The organism is Bacillus sp. RZ2MS9, assembly GCF_001816185.2.
Classification (GTDB): Bacteria; Bacillota; Bacilli; order Bacillales; family Bacillaceae_G; genus Bacillus_A; species Bacillus_A cereus.
Window position 1 is genome coordinate 3,731,381 of record NZ_CP049978.1, and the last position, 12,843, is coordinate 3,744,223.

The following is a 12,843-nucleotide window of genomic DNA, read 5'->3' on the forward strand; positions in this document are numbered from 1 at the left end:
CTCATCCTTTCTTTAACTTTTTCTGTAAGCGATACAATTCGTTCATCGCTTCTAAAGGTGTCATATCAAGTAAATCGATTTTTTTAATTTGCGCCAGTACTGCTGTTTCTTTTTGATCTAGCAGAGGCTTTTCTTGTTTCTTCGAAGACTGTTCTCCTCCAAAGAAAGATAGTTGCGATTCTTCTTCAGTCTCTACTTTCGTTTCCTGTATTTCTGCTATTTCTTCTTTTACAACTACAGATTCTGGAGTAGCTTCTTGTACTTTCACTTCTACTCGCTTTGGAATAATAATTTCTTCCTGTCCTTCTAGCTGTGCTAACACTTCTTTCGCACGAGCGATTAGGCTATCTGGAAGCTCCGCAAGTTGCGCAACGTGAATTCCGTAACTTTTATCAGCTGCTCCATCTTGAATTTTATGAAGGAATACTACTTTTCCATTCTCTTCAATTGCTGAAACGTGTACATTTTTCAGTTGATTTAAACTCTCTTCTAACACCGTCAATTCGTGATAATGCGTAGAGAATAACGTTTTTGCACCAATTTGGTCATGAATATGTTCAATAATCGCTTGTGCAAGTGCCATACCATCATACGTAGATGTACCGCGTCCAATTTCATCGAATAAAATTAAACTTCTTTCTGATGCGTTTGCAATTGCATTTTTCGCTTCTAACATTTCGACCATAAATGTACTTTGACCTGAAATTAAATCATCCGCTGCACCAATTCTCGTAAAGATTTGGTCAAATACAGGTAATACTGCTTCTGTTGCTGGTACGAAACAACCGATTTGCGACATAACCGTTACAAGTGCTAATTGTCTCATATACGTACTTTTACCAGACATGTTCGGCCCTGTAATTAAAAAGACATCCATATTCTCTGGCATAATACAATCATTCGGTACATACAATTTCCCGTTCAATACTTTTTCAACAACAGGATGACGACCATCTTTAATAAAGATTTCGCGCTTCGTTGTCAGTACAGGTTTTACAAACTGTTCTTCTTCACTAACTGTTGCAAAACTTTGCAGTACGTCTAATTCACTAATTACTTTCGCTAAATGTTGTAATTTCGGAATAAATACTTTTACTTCTTCACGAAGTGCTGTAAATAAATCGTATTCTAGCTGTACAATTTTTTCTTCAGCTTCTAAGATTAACGTTTCTTTTTCTTTCAGTTCATCTGTAATGAAACGTTCAGCATTAGCAAGCGTCTGTTTACGCTCATAGCGACCTTCTGGAAGTGCTGCAAGATTCGCTTTCGTTACTTCAATGTAGTAACCGAAAATACGGTTGTATCCGATTTTTAATGATTTAATTCCGGTAATATCACGTTCTCTTTTTTCAAGCTCAGCAATCCACGTTTTCCCGTTTTTACTAACGTAACGATATTGATCAAGCTTGTCATTATAACCATCTTTAATAATATCTCCATCTTTAATCGAAAGCGGTGGGTTTTCTTGAATACTTCTTCCTAGTAATTCTGTTAAGCTTTCACATGGATCTGCACCTTGAATTAATCTCGATGCATAAGCGTTATCTAACAAACTAATTGCTTCTAAAATAGCTGGTACTTGAAGCAATGAACGTCTTAATTGTAATAAGTCTCTTGCATTTACGTTACCAAATGCAACTTTTCCTGCTAAGCGTTCTAAATCATATACTTCTTTTAACTTTTCCTTTAAATCTTCACGTAAGAAGTAATCATTTACAAACGTTTCAACCATTTCTAAACGCTCTTCAATTCTTTCTTTCTGTATAAGTGGACGTTCCATCCACTGTTTTAACATACGACCACCCATAGCTGTTTTCGTCTTGTCCAATAACCATAATAGTGATCCTGTTTTTTCTTTCGTTCGAAGTGTTTCTGTCAGTTCTAAATTTCGCTTTGAATGTACATCAATTTTCATAAATTGATTCGTATAATAAATTTCTACTGGTTGCAAATGATCTAAAGAACGTTTTTGCGTTCTTATTACATAGTTAAATAAACGTCCAACTGCTTTAATTAATTTTGCTTGTGAAACATTTTTCACAAGATGTTCTAATCCTTCCGGAATTGCCGTTGCATCTTCATACGAAATCGTCATTTTCAATGTTTCAGTTAACTTGTTTAGTTCATCTTTAGAAAATGAAGAATCAACAACAATTTCTTTCGAACCAGTTGCATACACTTCTAATAAAATATCTTCTACTGAACCAGTCAATAACGTTACTGTATTTTGTCCAGTCGTTAAGTCGTTACAAGCTAATGCATATGATCCATCTTCAAAATGTGTTAATGCGGCTAAGAAGTTATTTTCTTTCTCATCAATTGTACGCCCTTCCATCATCGTTCCTGGCGTAATTAATTGTACTACTTCACGACGTACTACACCTTTAGCTGTTTTCGGATCTTCTACTTGCTCACAAACAGCTACTTTATATCCTTTTTCAACAAGTTGTTCAATATAGTTTTTAGCCGCATGATACGGTACACCGCACATTGGTATACGTTCACTACTACCGCCATCTCGGCTCGTTAATGTAATTTCAAGTTCATGAGCTGCTTTTACAGCATCCTCAAAGAACATTTCATAAAAATCGCCTAAGCGAAAAAATAAAAAGGCATCTTGATAATCTGCCTTAACCTTTAAATATTGCTGTATCATAGGCGTATATTGAGTCATACTTTTCCTCCATAATTCTTACATGATAATCTATTTTCATATATGTCGCATTTCACGGACACTCTTATCTCCTATTTCAGGAGTCTTTCTTCATTATAACATATTTCATAAAGAATCATGTTCATTCAGCCCCACTTATGTAAAGTAAAAAGCTAGGAAGAACTTCTCCCTAGCTTTCTATTACTCTTCTTCTGCATCAACGATAAAGTTCGGATCTAATTCTTCAAATTCATCATCAGCAATTTGGAAATCATCATCTGATTCTACGCAGCCTTCAGGATTTACACTTACACAAATTTTCGTTTCTCCAACTACTTCTGTTACAAATTCACGTTCTACAGTTACAACAATTTTATTACCATTTGGTGATACAAGTGCTTCTAAACAATTTGGCGGCTGAATAACACGAGCAATAATTTCTAAATCGTCACCAGAAAAGTTTTTATCACGATAACCAATACTTACTTCGTCCGTGTAGTTCACACGTTCTGTTACAACTTCAGTCTTTGTATTTCCATCAAATGAATACCAAGTGTTCACATCATAGAAACCTTCAATTTCCACATGTTTTCCATTCTTTCTTGCTTCGTACGAGTGGTTAATTACCCAGCACCCTAAAATACTTGTTGGCTCATTATTCGATTCACATGTATGCGTTGACTTTGTATACTTACGTCCTTTTCCAACCACTGCTTTTGTAATAATCTCTCTAAATTCGGACATTCGTAACCCTCCTCAATCACTATTCACTTAATCATATGCGTGACAATAGCGGAATGTGTCATTCTTTTTTTGAGAAGAACTTACGTTTAACCCACAAAAAAAAAGAGATGTCAATATGACATCTCTTTAACAACCACAATTTCCTTTTTTACTTTCTACCGCTGCGCCAGTTTCACCCTTTAGTACATCGCCACCAGTTGAAATTAATATTTCATCTGTTACGTTGTTAGAAATTGTACTAGCAACTAACTGTAATAAGTCATTTACGTATGTTTGTGAAGATTTAAATTGTTGTACGACTGGAATACTGTCTAACTTATCTTGCAATGCATCAATTTCAGCTTCTACCTTTTTTAAAGCTTCCCATTTCCCGTAATGTTGCAAGTTTACTGCTTGTTTTTGCAGTGCTTTAATTTCATCGATTGCGCGCTTTACATTTTCATTTTTATGAATTTGCGCCTCTGCTTTCTTAAAAAAATCAACTTCTTCTGTTTCAGAAATCATTTTTGCTAATTCTTTCGCTTGTTCAACAATGTCATCTTTCGAATATACTTTCATCTATTATTTCACCTCAATCGGCTCTTCAACTAATTCCCCGTTAAGAGACCAAGTTTTTGCTTCCGTTATTTTCACTTTCACAAGCTGACCAATTAAAGATTTTGAAGCGACGAAGTTTACAAGTTTATTCGTACGAGTATAACCTGCAAGTACTTCCGGATTATTTTTACTTTCCCCATCAACTAACACTTCTACAATTTGACCTTTGTAACGACTATTCTTTTCAATTGCCAACGTATTTACTAGTGTATTTAAGCGCTGAAGACGTTCTTTCTTTACTTCCATCGGTACATTATCTTTCATTTTTGCAGCTGGTGTACCTTCGCGAGGAGAATAAATGAATGTAAAGGCAGTATCAAACCCTACTTCACGATATAACGACATCGTTTCTTCAAATTGCTCATCTGTTTCATTTGGAAAACCAACGATAATATCTGTTGTTAATACTACATCTGGAATTGCTTCTTTAATTTTTCTTACAAGTTCTAAATAATGCTCACGCGAATATTTACGTGCCATAATTTTCAGCATATCTGTACTTCCAGATTGAACTGGTAAATGGATATGTTCTACTAGGTTGCCACCTTTTCCAAGCACTTCAATTAAGTGATCATCGAAATCACGTGGATGGCTCGTTGTAAAACGAATACGGGCAATATCAACTTTACGAAGTTCGTCCATTAAATCGCCAAGACCGTATTCTATATCTTCAAAGTCTTTACCATATGCATTTACGTTTTGTCCAAGTAAAGTAATTTCTTTATAACCATTTGCAGCTAAATGACGAATCTCTTGGATAATATCTTCTGGACGTCTACTTCGCTCTTTTCCGCGTGTATACGGTACAATACAATACGTACAGAATTTATCACAGCCATACATAATATTTACCCACGCTTTAATATCACCACGACGTACTTTCGGAAGGTTTTCAATTACGTCACCTTCTTTTGACCAAACTTCAACTACCGTCTCTTTCGCGAACATCGCATCTTTTAGAATGTACGGTAATCTATGAATATTATGCGTTCCAAATACCATATCTACATGCTGATTTTTTTGCATAATTTTATTTACAACAGATTCCTCTTGAGACATACAACCACATACACCAATTAAAAGGTCTGGATTTCTTCGTTTGAGTGACTTTAAATGGCCTAGCTCACCAAACACCTTATTTTCAGCATTTTCACGAATTGCACAAGTGTTTAATAAAACTACATCTGCATCCTCAGTTGAAAAAGTTGGTTCATATCCAAGTGCTGTGAAAATACCTGCCATTACTTCCGTATCATGCTCATTCATTTGACAACCATATGTACGAATATAGAACTTTCTTCCTGTACCAAAATTGCGAAACTCTTCAGGTAAGCCAAAATCCCGTTCAATTTTAACTTCTTCTTTTCCACGCTTTTTCGCATCCTTTAAGGAAGGTGGTTGATATACACTTTCAAAGTATTTACTATAATCTTTCTCTTCTTTTTTCGTAGAGGAATTTGCTTGTTGACTTGCTAATCGTTGTTGCTCGTTCATCGGTAATCTCCTTTCACCCTTAACTATACACACTCTATAGTCCATTTTAATGCGCTTAGACTCACCTCAAAAATGGTTAGATAGCTTGAGAGATAACTTGTCCTTTGAAACTTGAGTAATCAATCTAATCATTCATAAGAATGAAGTCTTCCCCACGCAAATAGACATTCCCTTTTTATCATTTCTTGTTGTCCTACCCAAAAGCATATTGCTTTATCCCTATAAACATTACCATAGTATGACGTGTTTCGCCAATTTTAACAATACAAAGGACTTTTATTACCTTACATTTCATAAGCAATGAACTTGCCATTTTCATACAACGATTTATATATTATTTTATCATTCTGAATTTTCTAAGTAAATAAGACTACCCTATATTTTTGTACATAAAAAAAGGTTGCCAAATCGGCAACCTTTTTTTCTTACATTACATAAATTCAGCAACAAGCTCATCAAACATTTTCTGATCCATATTTAAATCCGATTTCACTAAAGGCTCTTCACTATAGCCTTTAACAAGTTCTTGATATGATGGTTGCTTAGTATTTTGATAAATTAACCCTGTTACTAAACCGTTATTTTCCATTAAAGTTTGCATAGCCATCATGCGATTAGATGGATCATATCCCTCTACTGTGCTTAGTTTCGTTAAGTTCTCTTTAAACCAATCGTAAGTATTTACTTTATTGTAAGTAACACATGGGCTAAATACGTTAATTAATGAAAATCCTTTATGGTTAATACCAGCTTCAATAATTTGTGTTAATTCTTTTAAATCACTCGAAAAGCTTTGCGCCACAAATGTCGCACCAGCTGTTAAGGCCATTTCCATTACATTTAGTGATGGTTCAATTGAACCTTGTGGTGTGCTTTTCGTTTTAAATCCAGCTTCACTACGTGGTGAAGTTTGCCCTTTTGTTAATCCATAAATTTGGTTATCCATTACGATGTACGTAATGTCGATATTACGACGAATAGAATGGATTGTATGTCCCATACCAATCGCAAATCCATCACCGTCACCACCTGAAGCGATAACTGTTAAATCACGATTTGCCATTTTCACACCTTGTGCAATCGGAAGGGCACGACCATGAATACTATGCACACCATATGAATTAATATAACCTGAAATACGGCCTGAACAGCCGATACCAGAAATAACAGCAAGTTCATCTGGATTTAGGCCAACGTTAGCTGCCGCACGTTGAATTGCAGCTTGCACTGAGAAGTCTCCGCAACCTGGGCACCAGTTTGGCTTTACACTGTTACGAAAGTCCTTAAATGTTGCCATTTAATACAACCCCTTTTTTGCATTCGTTGTAAATCTCTTTCGGCAAGAATGGGTTTCCATCATATTTTAAAAGACTAGAAATTTTCTCACCATTACCAAGATTCATTTTCATAATGTTAGCAAGCTGACCTGTTGCATTGTTTTCTACTACTACAACACGCTTCGCCTTTTTCACAAGTGGATCGATTTCAGCTGTTGGGAACGGGTGAATTAAACGCACATGAGCATGGTTTACTTTCATACCCTCTTGTTCTAAACGCGTCATTGCCTCTTCGATCGCACCACGAGTTGAGTTAAATCCAACAAGCAATACGTCTGCTTCTTCATGCTTAACATTTTTATAAACAGGGGTATTAAACTTCAAGTTCTCCATTTTACGGAAACGTTTGTCCATTTGATCTTTACGGTTTATTGCTGATTCCGATGGTTTTCCAGTTTCATCATGTTCTACACCTGTAACATGGTGAACACCATTTTTCATACCAGGTAAAACACGTGGTGAAACCCCGTCTTCTGTTACTTCATAACGCTTGAAGTATGCTTTATTTTCACGTTCTGGTAATTCTGCTTCTAAATCAAGCTTACCACGACGAATTTCCACTTTATCTAATTTAAGTGGTTCTACTGTTTGTTTTCCTAACGAAAGCTGTAAATCTGTTAAGAAAATAACAGGAACTTGATATTCTTCAGATAAGTTAAATGCTTCTACAATGTCATAGAAAGCTTCTTCAACTGTACTTGGCGCCATTACGATTTTTGGAATTTCACCATGCGTACCGTAAATCATCGCCATTAAGTCAGACTGTTCTTGTTTCGTTGGTAATCCTGTACTTGGGCCGCCACGTTGTGTATCAACAATTACTAATGGGGTTTCTGTAATACCTGCTAAACCGATTGCTTCCATCATTAATGAAAGACCAGGACCAGCAGATGCCGTTAATGTACGAACACCAGCATAGTTTGCACCGATTGCCATTGTACAAGCTGCGATTTCATCCTCAGTTTGGATTACTGTTCCACCGACTTTCGGTAATTTTTTAATTAAGTATTCCATAATTTCTGATGCAGGTGTGATTGGGTATGCTGACATAAAACGAGCACCACCAGCTACCGCACCAAATGCGATTGCATCGTTTCCAATCATAAACATGCGTTTTTTACCATCAGCTTTTTCAAGCTGCATCATGTTTACTTTCTCACCTAGTAATTCTTTCATATATTGAGAGCCGCGTTTAATTGCGTCCATATTCTTTTGAACGACTTGCTCTCCTTTACGACCAAAGATTTCTTCAACAACATCTAAATAAGCTGTTTCATCTAATCCTAATACTGCACTTGATGCTCCTACAGCAACCATGTTTTTCATTAATGATGTGCCTAATTCTGAAGCAATATCTGTAAACGGTATCACATATAGATTTACATCTGTATTGTCAGGTATTGTTGGATTAAATTTCGCATCCGCAACTACAATTCCACCTGGACGTAGTTCGTGGAAATTAAAATCAATTGTTTCTTGGTCAAAAGCAATTAAAATATCTAAATCATCTGAGATCGCTCGTACTTCTGTTGTACTTACACGAATTTTATTATTTGTATGGCCGCCTTTTATACGTGATGAGAAGTGGCGGTAACCGTATAGGTAATATCCTAATCGGTTTAATGCAATACAGAAGATTTCTCCTGTACTTTCAATTCCTTCACCTTGTTGGCCTCCAACTTTCCATGAAAGTTGACTAATCATCTCCTACACCCCTTTTGGCTGCATTCATTGTAGTGTATTTTTTTACAGTAATAGTTTAGCATTTTTTATGCAAATAAACTACAACGGACGCAAATTATGCCTCTTCTGATTTCCCTGAATCTTTAGTATAAAGCTATTTTGTTTTTCATTCTAGTATTAGGTCTTAAAAAAAGCAATAAAATCAAATGAATTAATTTTGATTTTTCTGAATTTTAAATCAAAAACTTAAAAACTTATATGTTCAACAAAATTATTATATAAAAATCGTTCTGCAGTTGATGCAGCATAGTGTTTACAAAGCTCATTCATTACATTTTCATAATCTCGATAAGCTGATACATTTACAACTGTATCTACAATCCCATCAAAATCTGAACCAAACCCTATATTGTTTTCTCCACCTAGCGAGCAAATATATTCGATATGTTTTATTATATCTGTTATATTTGCTTGCCCTTCGCTTGTTAGAAATTGCGGTACAAAAGTGACACCGATCATGCCATTTTTCTTTATAAGAGCTTTAAGTTGTTCATCATTCAAATTACGTGGGTGCTCGCAAAGTTTCATACAATTTGAGTGGGAAGCAATAGGATTTTTTGCAATCTCTATAACATCCCAAAAACTTCTTTCATTCAAATGAGACACATCAGTCCATACATATAACGTATTCAGTTCTTGTACAACATGTTTACCAAAAGTCGTTAAACCCGCCCCACGTGTCTCTAGCGCACCATCAGCTAAGAGATTGGCATAATTCCATGTTAGTCCAAAAGAACGTACTCCTAGGCGATACAACAACCGTAATTTCATTGCATCTTTTCCAATTGTTTCGCATCCTTCTATTGTTAATATCGCTCCAATCTCGTCCTGTTTTAATATGTTAATATCATCTTTTGTCTGAATAAACTTCACACCTGGTAAGGATAAAATTTCATTATAAAAAATATCTACCATTTGTAATGCTACTTCAAATCGGTTTTCATATGCCACTGTTTCTGGTACATATATAGCAAAACATTGTATACTTCCTTTTCTTCTCTTTAACTGTTCAAATGTAATATGTAATTGTGAATCATCTTTAAAATTCCTTTTCCCTTGTGCACTCCATAACTGAAGAAGCACGTCACAATGAGCATCAAAAATTTTCATTTTCATTCCTCCATTATAAAAACAACCTGTTTGCATACTGCAAACAGGTTGTTTAAACTTAACGAGGTTCTACAATTAATTTTATTGCTGTACGCTCTTCGCCATCAATCATAATATCTGTAAACGCTGGGATACAAATCAGGTCCAAACCACTAGGCGCTACAAATCCTCTTGCGATTGCTACTGCCTTTACAGCTTGGTTCAATGCACCTGCACCAATAGCTTGAATTTCTGCTGTTCCGCGTTCGCGAATAACACCTGCAAGTGCACCAGCTACAGAATTAGGGACCGACGTTGCTTTAACTTTTAATATTTCCATTCCGCGTTTCCTCCTCGTTTCTTTAAAAAGTATTAGCAATTATTTCACTTTAACTTATATTCACGAGGAATGGCGCGTATTCCTGCTAAATTTCTGTAATTTTTCTAAAAAATTAAAATATAATAACTTATCTAAAATTTAACGGAAATTTACTCAAAAAACGGTTGATCGTCATTAATTAAAATACGTTCAATTTTCTTTGCTTTTCCTGTATTTGGATCCACATCAATTAACACTGCGCTTAATTGCGTTCTACCATTTGTTACTTCAAATCGTACTGGTAAGTTTGTTAAAAACTTCTTCAATACTGCTTCTCTGTCCATACCTAATATTCCGTCATACGGCCCTGTCATCCCAACATCTGTAATGTATGCCGTTCCGCTTGGTAAAATACGGTTATCCGCTGTAGGGACATGCGTATGCGTACCTACTACTGCTGTAGCACGTCCATCTACATACCAACCTAGCGCTTGTTTTTCACTTGTAGTCTCCGCATGGAAATCAACAAATATAATATTCGTACGTTTTTTCGCAATATTAATTAATTCATCCACTTTACGGAATGGACAATCAATTGGAGGAAGGAAAGTACGTCCTTGTAAATTAATAACTGCAACTTCTGTTCCATTACAGTTCACAAAGATAAGTCCTTTTCCTGGAGTTCCTTCTGGGAAGTTAGCTGGTCTTGCAAGATATTTTGCATCATCGATGAATTCAAATACTTCACGATTATCCCAAGCGTGGTTTCCAAGTGTAACTGCCTGCGCCCCACACTCTAAAAAGTTTCGATATATTTTTTCTGTAATCCCACGGCCACCTGCTGCATTTTCTCCATTAATGATTGTTACTGTAGGTGTATATTTTTTCTTTAATGCCGGTACGTATTGTTGAATCATACCTCTACCAGGAGATCCTACTACATCCCCAACAAATAATATTCTCATATGTCTTACCCTTTCTATGTACTGCATTTTTTATTGCTATAGCATCAAGTAAATTCCTTATAATATCTTTATTATAAGTTTGCTTCACTTTTATGCTATATAACTAACTGTCTTTATTTTATCCAATTCCAACACAAAAAAATAAAGTGGTGTTTCACCACTTTATTTTGCGTATTCCACTGCACGTGTTTCACGAATAACAGTTACTTTAATATGTCCTGGGTAATCCAGTTCATTTTCAATACGTTTTCGGATATCACGAGCTAAACGATGAGCTTCTAAGTCATCGATTGTATCTGGTTTTACCAAAATACGAACTTCACGTCCTGCTTGAATTGCAAATGATTTTTCAACGCCTTCATAAGACTCTGAAATCTCTTCTAACTTTTCAAGACGACGAATATAGTTTTCAAGTGTTTCACTACGAGCTCCCGGTCTTGCAGCTGATAAAGCATCTGCTGCTGCAACTAAAACTGCAATGATAGAAGTTGGTTCTGTGTCACCATGGTGAGATGCGATACTGTTTATAACTACAGGATGCTCTTTATATTTCGTTGCAAGTTCAACACCAATTTCAACGTGGCTTCCTTCTACTTCATGGTCAATCGCTTTTCCGATATCATGTAATAGACCTGCACGTCTTGCTAGTTTTTCATCCTCGCCAAGCTCTGCCGCCATAAGTCCAGTTAAATATGCAACTTCCATAGAGTGTTTTAAGACGTTTTGACCATAACTTGTACGGTATTTTAAACGACCTAAAATTTTAATTAAATCTGGATGTAATCCGTGAACACCTACTTCAAACGTTGTTTGCTCTCCGACTTCGCGAATATACTCGTCCACTTCACGTCTTGATTTTTCGACCATCTCTTCAATACGCGCTGGGTGAATACGTCCGTCCTGTACTAGTTTATCAAGAGCGATACGAGCTGTTTCACGACGAATTGGGTCGAATCCAGAAAGGATTACCGCCTCTGGTGTATCATCGATAATTAAGTCAATACCCGTTAACGTTTCTAACGTACGAATATTACGACCTTCACGCCCGATAATACGTCCCTTCATTTCGTCATTTGGAAGATTTACAACCGAAACGGTTGTTTCAGCAACATGATCAGCTGCACATCTTTGCATTGCAAGAGATAAAATCTCTTTTGCTTTCTTATCCGCTTCTTCTTTCGCGCGAACTTCACTTTCTTTTACCATAACAGCGATTTCATGAGAAACTTCACTTTCTACTTTACCAAGAATAATTGCTTTCGCTTGTTCGCGTGTCAGATTGGAAATGCGCTCTAATTCTGTTTGTTGCTTTTGAACTAACTCTCCCACTTTGCTTTCCAACTCTTCAATCTGTTGTTGTCTCGCTACAAGAGATTCCTCTTTCTTCTCTAACTGTTGCTCGCGTTTATCGAGCGTTTCGTCTTTACGATCAAGGTTCTCTTCTTTTTGCATTAAACGATTTTCTTGTTTTTGTAATTCGCTTCTACGGTCACGAATTTCTAATTCAGCTTCTGTACGAAGTGTATGAATTTCATCCTTTGCTTCTAAAAGCGCTTCTTTCTTAAGTGCTTCAGCATCACGATTCGCTTCGTCTAAAATACGTCTCGCTTCATTAGCTGCACCATTAATCTTCGCTTCAGCAATAGACTTTCGAACAAAAAAGCCAACAACTGCACCGACTGTTGCAAGCAAAATGGAGATGAGTATCCAAACTGTACTCGTCATGATTTCACCTCCCCTTGCTATGAATGAAAAAAGACTGTCGGCATGTACATTGAATTACAACATACAGCAAAGACCGTCGTCCCGCTTTTTTAAGGGACTTTCTTCATTTCACAATTAAAATGTCATATTATTATTTCGGTAAGATTTAAACCTTACTCCGAATATTACTTCTCTTCT

Annotated in this window: 10 protein-coding genes; all 10 read right to left on the reverse strand. The window is 36.1% G+C overall.

All coding sequences use genetic code 11. From position 1 onward, the window contains the following. Nucleotide 1: 1 nt before the first annotated feature. The gene (gene mutS, locus BHV55_RS18885; protein ID WP_070756907.1) at nucleotides 2-2,674 is read right to left on the reverse strand and encodes a DNA mismatch repair protein MutS; all 2,673 of its coding nucleotides are present in this window, start codon (nucleotides 2,672-2,674) and stop codon (nucleotides 2-4) included. A 180-nt stretch (nucleotides 2,675-2,854) separates the two neighbouring features. Next, nucleotides 2,855-3,397, reverse strand: coding sequence for an outer spore coat protein CotE (gene cotE / locus BHV55_RS18890; protein WP_001288799.1), 543 nt, complete (start codon nucleotides 3,395-3,397; stop codon nucleotides 2,855-2,857). A 126-nt stretch (nucleotides 3,398-3,523) separates the two neighbouring features. After that, nucleotides 3,524-3,955, reverse strand: coding sequence for a YlbF/YmcA family competence regulator (locus BHV55_RS18895; RefSeq protein WP_000870461.1), 432 nt, complete (start codon nucleotides 3,953-3,955; stop codon nucleotides 3,524-3,526). Nucleotides 3,956-3,958: 3 nt separating this feature from the next. Then, the gene (miaB, locus tag BHV55_RS18900; protein ID WP_048567515.1) at nucleotides 3,959-5,488 is read right to left on the reverse strand and encodes a tRNA (N6-isopentenyl adenosine(37)-C2)-methylthiotransferase MiaB; all 1,530 of its coding nucleotides are present in this window, start codon (nucleotides 5,486-5,488) and stop codon (nucleotides 3,959-3,961) included. A 430-nt stretch (nucleotides 5,489-5,918) separates the two neighbouring features. Beyond that, nucleotides 5,919-6,785 (reverse strand): 2-oxoacid:ferredoxin oxidoreductase subunit beta, encoded by an 867-nt coding sequence (locus BHV55_RS18905; protein WP_000190155.1) that lies wholly within the window; start codon nucleotides 6,783-6,785, stop codon nucleotides 5,919-5,921. After that, nucleotides 6,772-8,529: a 2-oxoacid:acceptor oxidoreductase subunit alpha gene (locus BHV55_RS18910; RefSeq protein ID WP_000625417.1), complete on the reverse strand. Its 1,758-nt coding sequence runs from the start codon at nucleotides 8,527-8,529 to the stop codon at nucleotides 6,772-6,774. The genes BHV55_RS18905 and BHV55_RS18910 overlap by 14 nt, the downstream gene beginning before the upstream one ends. A 225-nt stretch (nucleotides 8,530-8,754) precedes the next feature. Then, nucleotides 8,755-9,678: a dipeptidase gene (locus tag BHV55_RS18915; protein WP_048567514.1), complete on the reverse strand. Its 924-nt coding sequence runs from the start codon at nucleotides 9,676-9,678 to the stop codon at nucleotides 8,755-8,757. A gap of 58 nt (nucleotides 9,679-9,736) precedes the next feature. Further along, on the reverse strand, nucleotides 9,737-9,997 hold the full coding sequence (gene spoVS, locus BHV55_RS18920) for a stage V sporulation protein SpoVS (protein ID WP_000404341.1): 261 nt from the start codon (nucleotides 9,995-9,997) through the stop codon (nucleotides 9,737-9,739). 149 nt (nucleotides 9,998-10,146) lie between these two features. After that, complete coding sequence (locus BHV55_RS18925; RefSeq protein WP_001221095.1) at nucleotides 10,147-10,941, reverse strand: TIGR00282 family metallophosphoesterase; 795 nt, start codon at nucleotides 10,939-10,941, stop codon at nucleotides 10,147-10,149. A 162-nt stretch (nucleotides 10,942-11,103) separates the two neighbouring features. Continuing rightward, nucleotides 11,104-12,666, reverse strand: a complete 1,563-nt coding sequence (gene rny / locus BHV55_RS18930) for a ribonuclease Y (protein WP_000204911.1) — start codon at nucleotides 12,664-12,666, stop codon at nucleotides 11,104-11,106. Nucleotides 12,667-12,843 lie beyond the last annotated feature (177 nt).

Coding starts and splice junctions, on each gene's coding strand:
- mutS (WP_070756907.1), bottom strand. CDS start 2,674: ATGACTCAATATACGCCTATGATACAGCAATATTTAAAGGTTAAGGCA.
- cotE (WP_001288799.1), bottom strand. CDS start 3,397: ATGTCCGAATTTAGAGAGATTATTACAAAAGCAGTGGTTGGAAAAGGA.
- BHV55_RS18895 (WP_000870461.1), bottom strand. CDS start 3,955: ATGAAAGTATATTCGAAAGATGACATTGTTGAACAAGCGAAAGAATTA.
- miaB (WP_048567515.1), bottom strand. CDS start 5,488: ATGAACGAGCAACAACGATTAGCAAGTCAACAAGCAAATTCCTCTACG.
- BHV55_RS18905 (WP_000190155.1), bottom strand. CDS start 6,785: ATGGCAACATTTAAGGACTTTCGTAACAGTGTAAAGCCAAACTGGTGC.
- BHV55_RS18910 (WP_000625417.1), bottom strand. CDS start 8,529: ATGATTAGTCAACTTTCATGGAAAGTTGGAGGCCAACAAGGTGAAGGA.
- BHV55_RS18915 (WP_048567514.1), bottom strand. CDS start 9,678: ATGAAAATTTTTGATGCTCATTGTGACGTGCTTCTTCAGTTATGGAGT.
- spoVS (WP_000404341.1), bottom strand. CDS start 9,997: ATGGAAATATTAAAAGTTAAAGCAACGTCGGTCCCTAATTCTGTAGCT.
- BHV55_RS18925 (WP_001221095.1), bottom strand. CDS start 10,941: ATGAGAATATTATTTGTTGGGGATGTAGTAGGATCTCCTGGTAGAGGT.
- rny (WP_000204911.1), bottom strand. CDS start 12,666: ATGACGAGTACAGTTTGGATACTCATCTCCATTTTGCTTGCAACAGTC.